Genomic DNA, 14,410 nt, shown 5'->3' with positions numbered 1-14,410 from the left:
TCGTGATTTTTTGAAGAACAGCGTTTTGTGGCACATGTTTCATGAAGTTGGTCGGTTCTTTAGTACGAGCTCTGCCCAGAGGACGTTTGTCCTTCCGTTACTTCACTTATAGACCTTGTAAAATCTTGCGATATTTAAATGAACGTTCATCAAGACAGGGCTTTTTTTAACGGCTTTACTTCAGAGGTTCATAAGCAAAAGCACATGCGGTTTCATAACAGAAATCACATGTGTTTTTTGATGTTGTATCAATGTTTTATTACTAAATAGACATGAAATCACAAAGTAATTCACACACCTATTCGCATAGGTGTACATCATCATTCATACGATACGCATATTCGTTGTATCTATAACGTGTCATATAGCATACGCATATGATGCAAAACTCCGTGTAGTCATCCCATTGGTTCCTATGGTTTGCACAGTATTACGCACGGCGTACGTATCAAATACGCATACTATAAATATATCTACTTGGTGTGATATTCCGTGCCGATATTCTTCTTATATCATTCCATACGAAACACACACTGTGCTACACATTATACAACAGTACGGTATAACACACCGTATACGCACCAGATATCGAAATGCATGTACATTTCCAAAGTGAAAGTGATGAATGGTTTACCCGGTGCGTAGGTGCTTCCATACACCGACAGCAAAAAGAAAACCCTCACCGGTCTTGAAATGTAACAAATCGCCATTTTCATCAGTGATATTCTTTTTCTTTGCTAATATATTTTGTTGTTGGCTAACAAAAAATTGACTAAACGGTTTTCCTTTCCGGATGTTGATTAGCTACTTGTCGTAATTTTATCTCTTGAATCGCTAACGATATTACTTTTATCAGCATAATGGGTATAAAGGTTAAGCCTGCAACACTAATAACATATATTTTAAACTCATCCTCAACTATAAGAAAATAAACAAACATCGCAAGGAATGGAATGATAAAGACTAATCCCACACCAGCAAGTGCCATTCCTCCGTAAAAAATAGCTTGTTGTGTCTTAGTGCTTTTACTTGAATACTTTGGATTTGATTTTAAATTACGATTAGAAATTTGTAATCACCACCACTTCCAAAATTTCTTGGTAACTAAATTGTTTCACTCAAGTTTTAGGTTCAATAACAATTTCTACACGTCTATTTTTTTGTTGATTGGCTTTCGTATCATTAGGTACAATTGGTTTCGTGTCTCCATACCCTTTAATTTTGACGTTCAAATGATCTAATGTTCCGTTGTCATCAAGATATGCATGAACAGATTCGGCTCTTTCTTCGGAAAGATTCATGTTGTATTGTTTTTGTCCAACGTTATCGGTATGTCCATTGATTTGAACATCTGCTCCATCATATTCCTGCAATGCTTCAGCTATTTTGTCTAAAACATTTTTTGCTTCAGGTCTTAAGTCACTTTTATCAAAGTCAAAAAGTACATTGTCTGGAACTTCCATTGTTATTTTTTTATCGTCCGTTTTAATATTAACCTCTGGAACCTTTACTTTTGGTGGTTCAACCTCCGGTGGTTCAACATGAGGAGGTTCAACCTCCGGTGGCTCGACATGAGGAGCTTCAACCTTCGGTGGCTCGACATGAGGAGCTTCTACATTATGCTGTTCTTCGTGAGGAGCATCCTCCACTGGTGACTCTACATCTGATCTATCATCGTCCTTAACAGAATCCTTTGACTTCCCACATGCAACTAAAAATAACAAAGACAAGACAATAATAGATAATAACAAAAGCTTAAGATTTTTCATCTATATTAACCCCTTCATCTTTTATATTATTTTAGTAAAACCACGATTTAAAATTCATATAATTGACTTGAGCCAACCTTTGTGACCTCTCCGTCATAAAAATCATTCTACTATTACATTAGAAAAAATATCATAGATTGACGTTGTGTAAATTATATTATTTTTTACACCCCATGTTATGCAAAAAACTACAAGACGCAAACAATTTAACCTTTAAGATTTTTGACCTATAACAATATGTACAGGAGGAAATATATTATATGATGGATCGAAGAACGGTTCATCAGTTGATTGAAACTCCGCAAACACCTGCACATATCCCCTTACATTTTGAAAATCAAGAATCGCAAATTTACCCCCTGGTTTCAGCACACGAACTACCTCACCTAATGCCTGCTTCCTTTCTTCTTGATTATTTATATTATGAAAAACGAGACTGGATACAACGACATCAAACGAGTTGTCAGCAAACGGCATATCCCTGGCGTCACCAGTTATGTATTGATAATGGGCAATAACCAATCTTCTGATGTACGAATCACCCAATTGGATAAATTTTTATCATTTGTTATCAGACCATAACGTTCCCATTCTTTAATCTGTCGGTAAAGGGGTAAATATTGTATAAACCTATCATAAATCAACTTGGCCAAAACAGTTGACCCTGCGATACTTCGTTGAAGTACTGCTTGTGGAGTTTTTCCGCGTTTGACCTGTGCCTTTTGCTTTATATCTTTTTTACAGGTTGTACACTCATACGCATGTTCAAAATGTTGAACACGTTTCCATTTGAGCGGGGATAAACTTCGCCTCTTCCCGAACCATTGTATGCCGATTTCCTTCATGGTTGACTGACAACAGTCACATGCCAAGTTGTCGGGGTGATGATGAACTTCTTCAATTTCAATATGATCAAGAAATGAATCATTTCTTTTCTTGTTTTTCACTCTACGAACAACGGTATACGTCATCACCGCTGTGCTTTGTTCCTCTGTGTGCTCAGAATCGTTAAACAGTGGATCATCCTCGAATAAGGAAACTTGTCCGTCTGGCGATTGATACTTTGATTTTTCTGTTTACGAACCATTTAAAGCGTTCGTTAAGTGGCGGACTTGTTCAGTTAACACTTCAATACGTTTTTGTAATTCATCATTTTGTTTATTCGAATGCTCTAACTGTCGTTGAAGGATTTCAATTAACTTATCATTATCTTTGCCCAAGTCACTCACCACTTTTCCGTTTATTTATTTGGTAGAATTTTATTATACCACTAGTATAGACGGATTTAAAAGACCCTTTTTTTGATGCTGTAATCGCTTTTGGTTGTTGAATGGATAAACCTTCTAATAACCAACGTAATTCTTGTTGGGTCAGTTAACGAACTTTCTGTTCATTTCTTGGCCATTGATGTTTTCCTCCATTTAAACGTTTGTAAAGTAGGGCGAAACCGTCGCCGTCAAAATACAAACATTTATATCGGTCTTTACTCAAGCCGGAGAATAAGAAAATGGAATCACTGTATGGATCAAACTCAAAAGAATCTTGAACAAGTGTAGCCAATCCATCGATTCCTTTTCGCATATCTGTTTTTCCGCAAACAATATAAATGTTTTTCACATGTGTAAAATCACGTTTCACTGTTGTTTCAACTCATTCATAATGATCTGAACGATGTGCTCGTCCACACCAGGAAAGAAGGATACTTCTAGATCACTCCTACGAATGATAAAACTTGGTTGTGGTTGTTCTTGCGTAGCTAAAGTTTGACAGATGATGCTGACATGGGGTCAAGTGATACGGGGAAAATTGTTAATTTTTCTGACATATAGAATAAGCACCTCCTTCGATTAATATGTCTATCATACCGGGAGGTGCTTGAAGAAAAAATGCGTGGTTTGAATACGGGCTACAGCAAAAGGACGTTACTATTCATGGTTGGTGATTATTATCGGACTGATTATTCCCTTCCGGTTTTACTCGAAAAAGATCAGCAATTTCCATCGATACGTTCATGCCTACTATAAAAAAAGTGGTTCAGTAACAAATCGCGGGATTGAAGCCATTATTCGACATAAAAACTTCATAATAACTGATTGATGTAATCTTTGTCGAAAAGACTTTTTAACAAGCTGTTTGAGATTCATTTTGCTTTAAGCGTCGCTCATAACGATCTTGATATTTTCTCCATTTGAGTAAAGCAGTCTTTTCTTCCTTATCCCGTTTTAAGGCATCCCGTTGTTCCTTGCTCAGCGATTTTTGTACATCTTTTCGAACATCGCCTACAGCTTTTGTAGATGCCTGAATAACATGGAACGCATCAATAACTACAATGGCCTCGGGAAGTACCGCTTGGACTGCGGTTTTATAACCTCTCCACATAGCTATTGCAACCGCCAGCATGCGTTCTGGTTGGGGTAATTCCTGAAGTAGCTTAATGACTTCATCTTCGCGCCTGCTTTCATGCATCAGAAACAATTGCGGACGCCACGGAATGGTGAGATCATACATGACGAGTCGGTAGTTTCCTTTCCCTTTAGCCAAACTGATTTCATCCATTCCAATCAATGGGGGAGTTGAACGTTCAGCTAGATCCGACTGCTCCGAATAGTATTTAAGCACGTGGATCCGCACATTTTGTCCACTTCGATCAAAGGCTTCCCCAACAGCCTTAAATGTACGGTCGGATGTTGTATACAAGAGTGCCTCATGACCAATTTCGGTAATGCGTTGATACGGTTTCAACCAAGACAATGGTTCCATAAACGTACGATGGCAAACATCACATACAAAACGGCGATGATTGAAATGATCGGTGATGGGTGTGTCATTGTGAGACCCAGCAATAACCTGCTTGGGATGATATTCATGTACTTTGGCAGTCCAGAAACTACAATCTGGACAATGAACCCCTTGATTGGTTAACTGAAGATGGCGATATAACCCTGCGTTTGGAAAGCCAAATGGAATTTCTACTTGATGAAAAATGACAAAAGGTACTTTATGCCATCATTTGTCATGGTATAATGGCTAAGCATCCAAATCATCCTTTCGTTGGTATTTGTTTAGATACTTTACCAATACGACAGATGGTTTGGATTTTCCTTTTTTAAAGTCAAATTTGTCGGATTATGTTACCCGTTAATTGTTACTGAACCTAAATTTTATTTCTAAATGGAGTCTGTCCCTCACTACGAAAAAGCTTAAAGTGCAGGGAATAGGCACTTTTTTAGGGGAAATGCAGGCATGTATGAATAAAATATTCAGCGGATAGTCATGTCGTGATATAATATGACTATGGAAAATAACATCTGTAAGAGGTGATACTATGGGATCTGTAATTAGACCGTCAGCAGATTTAAGAAATCATTACAATGAAATCTCAAAGCAGTGCAAAGAGTCAAGAGATGCAGTTATTATTACCGTAAATGGACGGGGCGATACCGCGGTTCTTGGATTACAGGATTACTATCAGATTAAATCAGAGCTGGAACTACTGAGAACACTTGCAGAATCTGAGGATGATGTGAAAAATGGGCGAGTCGCACCGATGCAGGATTCATTTGATGATATTCGTGGGTCGTTACTCGGAAGGAATAATGGATGAGGTATAAAATATTACGAACGGATAAGGCAGAGGAACAACTTCGCGACATCATATATTATATTGCAGATGATTCTGGAGATGATAATATTGCACTTGGGTACCTTGAAAGAATAGAAACTGCAATCAAAGTTGATTGGCAATCAGTCTCTCCAAGGGAGATACAAGAACTTACAGAAAGAATGTTTGATGCTGCAAATGCTCCCAAATCAGCCAGACATGAATATTATAATTCCTTTAATAAATATAATTATCGGGAGTGAAGTTAATGGAAAAGATAAAGCGGTTGCTAACAGAAGTAGGCACTCTACCACATTGTCGTATCTTTGAGTCTACTGGATTACCCATTATTAATGAAGAAAAGCATATTTTACCTAATGATTTAAAAGAATTTTATAGTCATTGTGGAGGATTAGTTCTATTTGAAAATGAGGAATATCCAATTTATCTTGTATCTCCTGATAAGTTTGTATTGGCAAATCCAATAATTGTAGGAGAATTATGTGAAGAAGATATTTCATCTAATTGGTATATTATTTGTAATGATGGAACGGATGAATATTTAACGATCGACCTCAATCAAGATAGGATAGGTAGATGCTACGATAGTTTTTATGAACGCCATGGGCTTGTTGGGGAGTCCCAGATTATAGCTACTTCGTTTACTGATTTATTTGAAAGACTTGTAATAAATAAAGGGCAATATTGGTATTGGCTAAGAAGTAATTTTATTTCCTTAGGTGATGCATATGATGATGTTGAATAGCTAATCATTGTATAGAGAAAAAACTTCCTTGAATGGCTAAAAGCCTTTCAAGGTTTATTGTTAAAATCATCCTAAACCCTGATCCGACAACAGGGACGTTTTACATAAAAGATTGGGACTTATCATAGGCAAGCAGCATTAAAAGTAAAAAGGAAATAGAAGCGATGGAAGAAAACGATGATTATTGCATCAAAAATGTACCACCTTTGCAATTCTTTTTACCACTATTTGCACGAGGCTTTACCACCTATTGCATGGAAATGTACCAAAACAATAAATATCATAAAAGAGGAGGTTTTGAAAATGAACTATATAGCCCTTGTTAAACGTCTAGACCCCTTGATAGAGGAAGAAGTGACCATTGAAATCAATGGAGTCGAATTTACAGGATTTGCTTCTATTTGTCCATATGAAATCGAAATCGGGAAAAGTTATCCTGTATTTATAGGGTTTACTGTTTTAGAAGATTTAAAGATTTATGAAATACGCGAAGAAAAGAAGGAGTTAGAACGAATTGCTTCAAGTTATGAATATTATATTCGGGGGGTGTTACATGAGGATACCATCGATGCGGGGATAGTATTAACTGACGAAGATGATTATTTCTCTGAGTATACTGAATTGATCGGGAGAAATGTTGAAATGAAAGTTGCTAGAATCAGTATAGATTTTCTTAGAGCATCTACACACTTATAATTATCAGATCTTGTATTTTGCAAGTTGTTTATTACATAATAAAAGTAGTATTGCAACCAAAACTTTAGGGGGTTGCATAAACGAAAAAGTCTTGCCAGTCCGATGATCGGAGTCGTGAATGGAATACTAGACTAGGGAAGATGCTTCTAATACCAATACGCTCAAAAGTTAATCGAGCTGTGGTCGGTAAAGTAACGGAAGGTTTTGAATATAAGTGGACAGAAGAAGGAGTAACTATAAGAGTTAGAGTCCATGGCCCGGATCCGTCAGCTCCTATTGGTAGTAATGCAGCTGATAATTGGATTGTAAGGGTACAACAAGGTAAAAAATATTTAGACCCTGTTACTGGTGAGTATCAACTACCGGGAATAAGTAACATAAATAGCCCATATTATAACGAAGATTTTGCTAACAGAACCCATATCCCTATCAAAGATCCCAAATAAAGTGATTAGGAGAAAAAATATGAATACTATTGAAAAAATAAAAAAGACACAATCATTAAATAATCAGGATAAAAAGGAAAGTATTATTGAAGAAATAGGAGATTTATATGAATATGGATAGTTGGATAAAGATGAAATAATAGAAGGAGTAAATCTACTCTTATCTCAAGTTGTTTTGGAAAAAGATAGTGAATTTAAAGAAACTATTTTCCACACTATTCATAATGCTGTTGTTTTTAATGAAGTTGCTGCAGATATTTCATTGGATATCTTACTACCCTATTGTTCTGGACTTTCAAATGAAAATCTTTCATATGTTCTATCATTTTTAGGGTTTTCAGGCAATGAAAAGTATCTAGCAACACTAAGGACTTATAGAAACAGTCCTAATAAGGAAATTCAGACAATAGCTAAGGAAGCTATAAATGAACTTAGATATAGAGCTTTTAGGTAAATTTAAATGAAAGAACTTAATCATTGATAAACATTACTTTAAATTGGTAATTAAAGCTGTTAAAAACTATGTAAACTAGAAGAGTCATATGTTTAAATCATTAAAATCAAATAAGCAATTTAACACCACAATCGCTTATTAAACAGGAAGACTATGGTGTTTTTTTATATGATTTCGGGTGTTGTCCTGATTTCATGGGATATTAGAATAGTTATGGTGTCCCATCAAATACCAGATCCAATTGAACCAGCATTTTTGAAAAACAAAAGTGATGCCATCATTGAGGATTATACAAACGCTGCGCCCCAATGATGGCCGTGGAGTTGATGGATCAATCCATGAGTGATACGGTGGAAGAGGAAGGTGTCATGTATGTATCGTGGGGAGTGCGTTAACTTATCTCATTCCTACTTCGTTGTTTGTGAAGTTTATAAAAGAGGGTTCAGCATTGAAAGGTGTTGGGAAGGCTAGCAGGAATGTAGCTGATAATCATTTAAAACCGTCTAATTTACTGGATGAATTATCAAATAGTGGAGTAATCCCGATGAAATACTAGCTGTAACCAAGACTCCAAACGGTAAATTAGTATAGCTTGAAAAAGGAAACCCTAAAGCTAGTTTTAATCATGTTATGATGCATGCAGATGATTTTACTGCGAAAGGTATAAAATCTAATGAAATTCCTGAATTGTTAATGAAAACTTTAAATGAGGGTAAAGTTGTCGGGTATCAAGGTCGAGGAAAAGGTAGACCAATTTACTAAGTAAAATTCAATAGCAAAACACAAAGAGTTGCTATTACTGTTGGCAACAACGGTTTCATTGTTGGAGCCAATCCAACAGCATCGCCGAGGAGGTATCAAATGAATAAAATTAAAATTTTTTTGAATATCAGCTATCCAATGTGGGAGTACAATGAAAATGGGGAATTGGTAGATAATGATTTAGTTGAGGAACTTAAACATGATGTAGGAATAGATTGTATGTTTGTTGAGTTACAAAATATATACGATGGGCTGTATGAAGATAATGCTATTAACTTTGAATACAGAGGGTTTAGTAATGAAGTGGAAAAAGAAGCTTTTATAAAGAAAGTTGAGAAGGCTATATCCTTAGTAAAGGAGAAAGTTGGAGAAAAGTACATTATCGAAAACAATATAGTTTTGTAAACTTAATTTCAGATCTTGATTGTTTATTTTAGCCTTTCGGGTTTTCATGTAGGTCGGTCAGGCATAGATGCAAATGATTTTTTAGCTGGAGTGATGGTAATGAATAAGATGAAACAAGAAGAGCTTGATTTATTGATAGAAAATCATAATAAATATATAAAAGCTCTACAAAATAATGAAACAGATGGAAAAAAGTTAATGTTAGATAGGATTGATTTTTCAAATAATAATTTATCAAAGCTAAATTTTGTGGATGTTTATATTACAGACTCGATTTTTAATGATACTGTTTTAGACGGTGTGAATTTTGGGGGAGCAAAAATATATGATTGTAAATTAAATAATATGACATTCAAGAATGTAAACTTTGGAAAAGCGGAATTCGATTTTAGTTACATAAAAGATTCTAGCTTTGAAGATTGTTTCTTTACAAAGGTTAGCTCCAATCAAACTTTATTTGAAAATCTATATTTTAAAAGTTGCAAAATAAATGATGTATTTTCAAATAGTAAAATAAACTACATACATTTTGAGAATTGTGATTTTAACGGAGTTGAATTTTGGAAATGTATCGTTCAGGGTCTTCAATTCACAAACAGCAATTTTGATGTGGATGATATGATAAGAAAAATAAACAAAGGGACTTTGGATGAACCAGTAATTGTAGATGGAGAAGAGGCAGTAAATACTTTCAAGGAATATAGCACAGGATATACGAAAAGCTGAAGATTTCAATACAGCTAATTATTTCAAAGGAGCGAACTTAAATTTATTATGAGTTTTTGAAATGGGAATAGCAGGATGATCATACGATTATACAGTCCTATCAATATAGTAAATAATAGAATCACTTGGGGGCATAGAATACCATACTTCAAGCTAAATTTATGCAGATATTTCTTCTAATTAAAAAGGGAGACGGCACTTTTTTATTACCACAATTATAATTAAAGGAAAAGCAGCACCGCAGTATCAGATGGGTGATCAATATATTGGGGGTATTGAGCAGTGGTATATAACGAATCTAGACGATTTAATAAAAACTTAAACTACATAAAGAAAGCTGAAAAAGTAAAAATGAAGTTAGATTGTGAAATTAAAGCTCACAAATTAGGTAAAGGTAAAGATGGAACAGTTCCTCAACTAAAAAAATATATAAAGATATAGAACTAATGATTGAATCCAAAGGACATATCCCTTCGTATCCCATCATGATTATTGACTCTTGGGATTTTAACAATGAACTAGGGAAACAATTATTAGATTTGTATGAGATGTACAAAAAGTTATAATAAACTTATTTTTATTCAGTTCATTAATAAAGATGCTTTTAAGTAACATATAACCAAGTATTTTAAAACACTGAATTAATTTCTACCACAATCGTCAACTTTATAGGGGATTGTGGTATTTTTTATCTTTGTCAAACTGTCTGAAAGGGCTGGACTGGAGAGGAATTCATCGCCCCCTTTAAGGATTTCTATGATATAGGGAGAGGTTTTTTTGTTGAAGCATTTCACATAGTTTCGGGTGTTGCCCTGATATCATGGGATATTGGAATAGTTATAGTGTCCCATCAAATACCAGATCCAATTGAACCAGCATTTTTGAAAAACAAAAGTGATGCCATCATTGAGGATTATACAAATGCTGCGCTACAATTAAAAGAAGACCCCATGTTGGCTGTAGAGTTGATGGCTCAATCCATGAGTGACACGGTGGAAGAGGAAGGTGTCATGTATGTGTCGGGCAGTGCGTTAACTTATCTAATTCCATCTTCGCTGTTCGTGAAGTTTATAAAAGAGGGTTCAACGGTAAAAGGAGTAGGGAAGGGTAGAGTAGGAGGGGATAATAAGGAGACTAAGGGTAATAGGCTAATCACAAGTGTTGATGATTTATCAGATACTGCAAAGTCTAAAATTTCTACTAGTCAAAGGGCTTCATTGAATCAACAGGACAGAACATATTTACATTTAACTGAAATGGATTTAAAAGGAGCGCAGAGAGACTTGGATGGTAATCCTGTTCCAAAACCAGGTGGTGGTTATTATGATCATGCCCAAGAAGTTTCTGATGCATATCGTAGTTTATCAGATTTGAAAAAAAGTTGGGAGGGGGTACTGAAAAACCCTAATTTAGATGCTGAACTTCGACAACTTTACACGTCCAAGTTGACTGAAGTAAACGTTACTATGAAGAAAGTAGACGATATGTTTGCTCCTTACGGGGGAGTGAATCCACCCAAATAAATGATTGGAGAAAAAGTAATTATGATTGATAGAGGAAAGAAGTTAAAAGAATTTATGACCGATGAGGAATATGAAGTTTTAAAGAAAGGTGCAGAACAGTATTCAGATATGCCGTTACCTGTATGGCACATGGAGATAATAGAGAAATGCCTATATGATTTATCAAACTTTGATTTGATTCGTTGTATTAGGCAAGATATTCATACCAACTTAGCAACATTCGAAATTATCGAAAGAATTGATGAAAATAATACACCCTTTTATGCTGATATTGATTCGATAGAACTAATGGAAAAATTATCATCTATAAAATCAGAAACGCTCTTAGTACATACGGAAAAATTGAATAGAATGATTGAAAATATTGAAAAGAATGACTTGATAGATTTAGCAGATGTTTGGATGTTCGAAGAGCAGAAGGATGCCTATAGAAACTATATCAATATCATAAAGAATAAAATTCGTTGATATAAATAAACACTATCTTCATTTAAAACTGTATCGATTGCTATGATATAAAAAATTGGTACTGTAATTTATAAAGATGTTTTAGAAAAGGCATTAAATTATTGATTAGATGAATTTATTTCAAGTGAATCAATAAAATTATTAATACTGACCATGGCGAGACAAATTGTCATATAATAGGGAGTAGGATAGGTAGAAAACCTGCTGGATGACGAAATTGAATAAAGAATATTGTAATTGAAAATAAAGTAGATATTGATAAATTAATGCTGACGTATTTTAATTTCATAAATGGCAAATATCTAGAAAAAGTATTAAAAAGTTTTGCGAAAAGAGAAGGATATGGACAAGAAATAGTTTTTATTTTTTCATTCTGATTTAGATGAATATGATATATGATATGGCAGAATTACCGAAACCCTAAGATGATAAACATGTGTTGATAAAACTGGGTTATCCAGCAGTTGAAACTGAATAAATCACTTATTTAGATTTTAAAACATTCTATGATTATTTATACGATAATGAAAAAAAGAAGTGGAAAAAAACCAGAGAAAACGGAACTAATAGATTTATTGACAGAAGAGAAACGTGGTTTAGGTATATGAAGAAACCAAGAAGGAGGAACTGTAATAAATATTAAGAAGGTAAATAAATTGCTAACAGACTTAGAAATCCCAACCATCGCCACCGAAACTTCTATTGAAGAAGCGGCAGGGCAGGGAGAAAATATTTATAGACTGGCAAAAAGGAATGATAAATGGGCATTTATGTTTGTTCAATATGAAAAGCAAGATGGCAAAGAAAATGTCGGAAAAATATTTGAGGATGAAGATATTGCGTGTAAATATTATTATTTTTTTCAGTTAGAATAGAAAGTTATTTTTCTAAGGAATACATTTATCCTTTTAAAGAGAAAAATAAAGACCTTGATATGTGGGGTCCGGAATTTAGTTTAGAGGTCTTAAAAGAAACACTTCTTAGATTAGGTATAAGCAGTAAGTATTACAACCTTAATGGTAATATGAAAAATCATAGTATTATATTAGAAAGGATAAACGATACCGAAAGTAAAGTAAAGCTTATCGGTAAAGAAGGTGAAGTTTTAGGCGAGACAATGAAACTTGAAAACGGGGAAGCTTATAATGCTATGTATCATGATTTATATAAATTTTATTTGCTAAATCAATACTGCCAAAAGTTAATAGCCACTAATGAAATCGACCAACCGTTTACGGATGATGATTATAAGATGTTCCTGTTTCCATCTTCCTATGGTAACTAAAATACAGATGAGTTTTAGAAAATAAGCAATTAAGCTTATACCACAATCGCCTATTTAACAGGTAGATTGTGGTTTTTTGTTGAAGCATTTCACATAGTTTCGGGTGTTGCCCTGATATCATGGGATATTGGCATAGTTATGGTGTCCCATCAAATACCTGATCCAATTGAACCAGCATTTTTGAAAAACAAAAGTGATGTCATCATTGAGGATTATACAAACGCTGCGCTACAATTGAAAGAAGACCCAATGATGGCTGTAGAGTTGATGGCTCAATCCATGAGCGACACGGTGGAAGAGGAAGGGATCATGTATGTGTCGGGCGGTGCGTTAACTTATCTCATTCCATCCACGTTCTTCTTGAAAGTAATGAAGGAAGGCTCGGCATTAAAGGACATTGGGAAGGCTAGAGTGGCGGATGGGAAAGGTGGTAAGGTGAGCAATAAATCTTTAAAAGACATTTCACATCCGGTACTGGATAATACACGTATAGGCAGTGCTTTAAAAAAACCTGATGGTCAACATGGTTTTAATGATATAATTGATAATTATACTCCGCAGGCTATAGAATTTGAAATAGTTAGCGGCGATGGTGTTAAAAGGAAATTATATCAAATTGAAGGTGGAATGAAATATTACGATTATAAGGATGTATATAATAAAAATTTGAGGGTGAATGAAAGAATAACGACCGTTAAAGATGAAAATGAGGTATTTGAATGGATTGTTGATCCATCCAAAGGTGTGACACATAGAAGATTTATACCGGATGGGCAAATTACAGGATCCCCAAATCAAAGACCATAGAACGAGGTGGTTCAAAATGCATATTTCTTTAGATGTTTTCAAGCAAAATAATATTAAGTATGATTGGAGGACACTCTATGTAGGATTCAAATTGAACAAACTTAAAAAAAGTGACATATCTAATTATGCAGTTGAATTTTTAGTGGCTCATCCTGATGTAAATAATAAAGACATTGTTGAGTTAGCATGGGGTGATGATTATATTGATTATGAGAGTTTATTAATAGACATACTCCAAGAATCTACTGGGCAAGAAAATATTTTAGATGCTAAAACTTGGAAGTGCGAAGATAGAAAATGGAGATTTTGTATATTAGCTTATTTAAAAGTTAAATATCATAATGATTATGGAATGTTATTAGACAGGATTGCGGAAGTATATGCAGATTTTCAATATCCTGAAGATGTGGATAGTTTTATTAATTATTTAGAACCAAAAGACGATATAAATCCAGCTAATTATTCCAAAGAAGTGAATATAAATAGATTAATAAATATATTTAATGAGTTTTTGAAGCAGGAACAACAGGAATTACAGAATAGTAATAGCGTTTAAGCTTCGTAACTCGATTGAAAATGCGTTTTTAAGGTCTTTATACGTGAGCCAGGCATACTACTTTCTACGAGAAGAAATCCATGTAGAGGTACGTATCAACCAACTATAATTTTATCTATTATGAAAAAACAAACATTATGAAAAAC

23 protein-coding genes are annotated in these 14,410 nt (G+C 34.5%); 16 read left to right on the top strand and 7 right to left on the bottom strand.

Annotated features, from left to right (window positions below; translation table 11 throughout):
* Nucleotides 1–772: 772 nt before the first annotated feature.
* The 7 genes from SPD89_RS15290 to SPD89_RS15260 form a co-directional block, all read right to left on the bottom strand.
* A complete protein-coding gene (locus tag SPD89_RS15290) occupies nt 773–988 on the bottom strand; it encodes a hypothetical protein (RefSeq protein ID WP_336262816.1) in 216 nt (71 codons plus the stop codon).
* Nucleotides 989–1,118: 130 nt separating this feature from the next.
* Complete coding sequence (locus SPD89_RS15285) at nt 1,119–1,769, bottom strand: OmpA family protein (protein WP_336262815.1); 651 nt, start codon at nt 1,767–1,769, stop codon at nt 1,119–1,121.
* Between the two features lie 213 nt (nt 1,770–1,982).
* Complete coding sequence (locus SPD89_RS15280; RefSeq protein ID WP_336262814.1) at nt 1,983–2,291, bottom strand: class I SAM-dependent methyltransferase; 309 nt, start codon at nt 2,289–2,291, stop codon at nt 1,983–1,985.
* Nucleotides 2,264–2,740, bottom strand: coding sequence for an IS66 family transposase (locus SPD89_RS15275; RefSeq protein ID WP_336262833.1), 477 nt, complete (start codon nt 2,738–2,740; stop codon nt 2,264–2,266). Before SPD89_RS15275 ends, SPD89_RS15280 begins: the two co-directional genes overlap by 28 nt.
* A 105-nt stretch (nt 2,741–2,845) precedes the next feature.
* Complete coding sequence (locus SPD89_RS15270) at nt 2,846–2,989, bottom strand: hypothetical protein (protein WP_336262813.1); 144 nt, start codon at nt 2,987–2,989, stop codon at nt 2,846–2,848.
* A gap of 154 nt (nt 2,990–3,143) precedes the next feature.
* Nucleotides 3,144–3,407: an IS66 family insertion sequence element accessory protein TnpB gene (tnpB, locus tag SPD89_RS15265; protein ID WP_336262812.1), complete on the bottom strand. Its 264-nt coding sequence runs from the start codon at nt 3,405–3,407 to the stop codon at nt 3,144–3,146.
* Between the two features lie 483 nt (nt 3,408–3,890).
* Nucleotides 3,891–4,511, bottom strand: a complete 621-nt coding sequence (locus SPD89_RS15260; RefSeq protein ID WP_336262811.1) for a transposase — start codon at nt 4,509–4,511, stop codon at nt 3,891–3,893.
* A 583-nt stretch (nt 4,512–5,094) separates the two neighbouring features.
* Between SPD89_RS15260 and SPD89_RS15255 the strand changes: the two genes are divergently transcribed.
* The 16 genes from SPD89_RS15255 to SPD89_RS15180 all read left to right on the top strand — a co-directional run bounded on the left by SPD89_RS15255 (nt 5,095) and on the right by SPD89_RS15180 (nt 14,264).
* Nucleotides 5,095–5,373, top strand: a complete 279-nt coding sequence (locus SPD89_RS15255; RefSeq protein WP_336262810.1) for a type II toxin-antitoxin system Phd/YefM family antitoxin — start codon at nt 5,095–5,097, stop codon at nt 5,371–5,373.
* On the top strand, nt 5,370–5,633 hold the full coding sequence (locus tag SPD89_RS23140) for a hypothetical protein (protein ID WP_442961179.1): 264 nt from the start codon (nt 5,370–5,372) through the stop codon (nt 5,631–5,633). The genes SPD89_RS15255 and SPD89_RS23140 overlap by 4 nt, the downstream gene beginning before the upstream one ends.
* Before the next feature lie 5 nt (nt 5,634–5,638).
* Nucleotides 5,639–6,136 (top strand): SMI1/KNR4 family protein, encoded by a 498-nt coding sequence (locus tag SPD89_RS15245; protein WP_336262808.1) that lies wholly within the window; start codon nt 5,639–5,641, stop codon nt 6,134–6,136.
* A gap of 303 nt (nt 6,137–6,439) precedes the next feature.
* Entirely contained in the window at nt 6,440–6,832 is a 393-nt protein-coding gene (locus SPD89_RS15240; RefSeq protein ID WP_336262807.1) for a hypothetical protein, read from the top strand.
* A gap of 140 nt (nt 6,833–6,972) precedes the next feature.
* The gene (locus SPD89_RS15235) at nt 6,973–7,278 is read left to right on the top strand and encodes a polymorphic toxin type 30 domain-containing protein (protein WP_336262806.1); all 306 of its coding nucleotides are present in this window, start codon (nt 6,973–6,975) and stop codon (nt 7,276–7,278) included.
* 121 nt (nt 7,279–7,399) lie between these two features.
* Nucleotides 7,400–7,732 carry a hypothetical protein gene (locus SPD89_RS15230; protein WP_336262805.1) on the top strand — a complete coding sequence of 111 codons (333 nt, stop codon included), beginning with the start codon at nt 7,400–7,402 and terminating at the stop codon, nt 7,730–7,732.
* Nucleotides 7,733–7,888: 156 nt separating this feature from the next.
* On the top strand, nt 7,889–8,044 hold the full coding sequence (locus SPD89_RS15225) for a hypothetical protein (protein ID WP_336262804.1): 156 nt from the start codon (nt 7,889–7,891) through the stop codon (nt 8,042–8,044).
* 549 nt (nt 8,045–8,593) lie between these two features.
* Complete coding sequence (locus tag SPD89_RS15220; protein WP_336262803.1) at nt 8,594–8,899, top strand: hypothetical protein; 306 nt, start codon at nt 8,594–8,596, stop codon at nt 8,897–8,899.
* A 99-nt stretch (nt 8,900–8,998) separates the two neighbouring features.
* On the top strand, nt 8,999–9,625 hold the full coding sequence (locus SPD89_RS15215; RefSeq protein ID WP_336262802.1) for a pentapeptide repeat-containing protein: 627 nt from the start codon (nt 8,999–9,001) through the stop codon (nt 9,623–9,625).
* 282 nt (nt 9,626–9,907) lie between these two features.
* Nucleotides 9,908–10,066, top strand: coding sequence for a hypothetical protein (locus SPD89_RS15210; protein WP_336262801.1), 159 nt, complete (start codon nt 9,908–9,910; stop codon nt 10,064–10,066).
* Nucleotides 10,067–10,467: 401 nt separating this feature from the next.
* Entirely contained in the window at nt 10,468–11,148 is a 681-nt protein-coding gene (locus SPD89_RS15205) for a polymorphic toxin type 28 domain-containing protein (protein WP_336262800.1), read from the top strand.
* Between the two features lie 21 nt (nt 11,149–11,169).
* Nucleotides 11,170–11,616 (top strand): contact-dependent growth inhibition system immunity protein, encoded by a 447-nt coding sequence (locus SPD89_RS15200; RefSeq protein ID WP_336262799.1) that lies wholly within the window; start codon nt 11,170–11,172, stop codon nt 11,614–11,616.
* Nucleotides 11,617–12,272: 656 nt separating this feature from the next.
* On the top strand, nt 12,273–12,491 hold the full coding sequence (locus SPD89_RS15195; RefSeq protein ID WP_336262798.1) for a hypothetical protein: 219 nt from the start codon (nt 12,273–12,275) through the stop codon (nt 12,489–12,491).
* A 59-nt stretch (nt 12,492–12,550) separates the two neighbouring features.
* Nucleotides 12,551–12,901: a hypothetical protein gene (locus SPD89_RS15190; RefSeq protein WP_336262797.1), complete on the top strand. Its 351-nt coding sequence runs from the start codon at nt 12,551–12,553 to the stop codon at nt 12,899–12,901.
* 66 nt (nt 12,902–12,967) lie between these two features.
* The gene (locus SPD89_RS15185; RefSeq protein ID WP_336262796.1) at nt 12,968–13,708 is read left to right on the top strand and encodes a hypothetical protein; all 741 of its coding nucleotides are present in this window, start codon (nt 12,968–12,970) and stop codon (nt 13,706–13,708) included.
* Between the two features lie 16 nt (nt 13,709–13,724).
* Nucleotides 13,725–14,264, top strand: a complete 540-nt coding sequence (locus SPD89_RS15180) for a DUF2247 family protein (RefSeq protein ID WP_336262795.1) — start codon at nt 13,725–13,727, stop codon at nt 14,262–14,264.
* Nucleotides 14,265–14,410: the final 146 nt, after the last annotated feature.

This window comes from Pseudogracilibacillus sp. SO30301A (genome assembly GCF_037072025.1).
Classification (GTDB): Bacteria; Bacillota; Bacilli; order Bacillales; family Amphibacillaceae; genus Pseudogracilibacillus.
Note: the sequence above shows the minus strand (reverse complement) of the source record. Positions and strands in the feature narration are given on the sequence as shown.

Excerpts from the sequence above, each read along its gene's own strand:
- SPD89_RS15290 (WP_336262816.1), bottom strand. The coding sequence starts at position 988 with ATGGCACTTGCTGGTGTGGGATTAGTCTTTATCATTCCATTCCTTGCG.
- SPD89_RS15285 (WP_336262815.1), bottom strand. The coding sequence starts at position 1,769 with ATGAAAAATCTTAAGCTTTTGTTATTATCTATTATTGTCTTGTCTTTG.
- SPD89_RS15275 (WP_336262833.1), bottom strand. The coding sequence starts at position 2,740 with ATGACGTATACCGTTGTTCGTAGAGTGAAAAACAAGAAAAGAAATGAT.
- SPD89_RS15255 (WP_336262810.1), top strand. The coding sequence starts at position 5,095 with ATGGGATCTGTAATTAGACCGTCAGCAGATTTAAGAAATCATTACAAT.
- SPD89_RS23140 (WP_442961179.1), top strand. The coding sequence starts at position 5,370 with ATGAGGTATAAAATATTACGAACGGATAAGGCAGAGGAACAACTTCGC.
- SPD89_RS15245 (WP_336262808.1), top strand. The coding sequence starts at position 5,639 with ATGGAAAAGATAAAGCGGTTGCTAACAGAAGTAGGCACTCTACCACAT.
- SPD89_RS15240 (WP_336262807.1), top strand. The coding sequence starts at position 6,440 with ATGAACTATATAGCCCTTGTTAAACGTCTAGACCCCTTGATAGAGGAA.
- SPD89_RS15235 (WP_336262806.1), top strand. The coding sequence starts at position 6,973 with ATGCTTCTAATACCAATACGCTCAAAAGTTAATCGAGCTGTGGTCGGT.
- SPD89_RS15220 (WP_336262803.1), top strand. The coding sequence starts at position 8,594 with ATGAATAAAATTAAAATTTTTTTGAATATCAGCTATCCAATGTGGGAG.
- SPD89_RS15215 (WP_336262802.1), top strand. The coding sequence starts at position 8,999 with ATGAATAAGATGAAACAAGAAGAGCTTGATTTATTGATAGAAAATCAT.
- SPD89_RS15200 (WP_336262799.1), top strand. The coding sequence starts at position 11,170 with ATGATTGATAGAGGAAAGAAGTTAAAAGAATTTATGACCGATGAGGAA.
- SPD89_RS15190 (WP_336262797.1), top strand. The coding sequence starts at position 12,551 with ATGTGGGGTCCGGAATTTAGTTTAGAGGTCTTAAAAGAAACACTTCTT.
- SPD89_RS15180 (WP_336262795.1), top strand. The coding sequence starts at position 13,725 with ATGCATATTTCTTTAGATGTTTTCAAGCAAAATAATATTAAGTATGAT.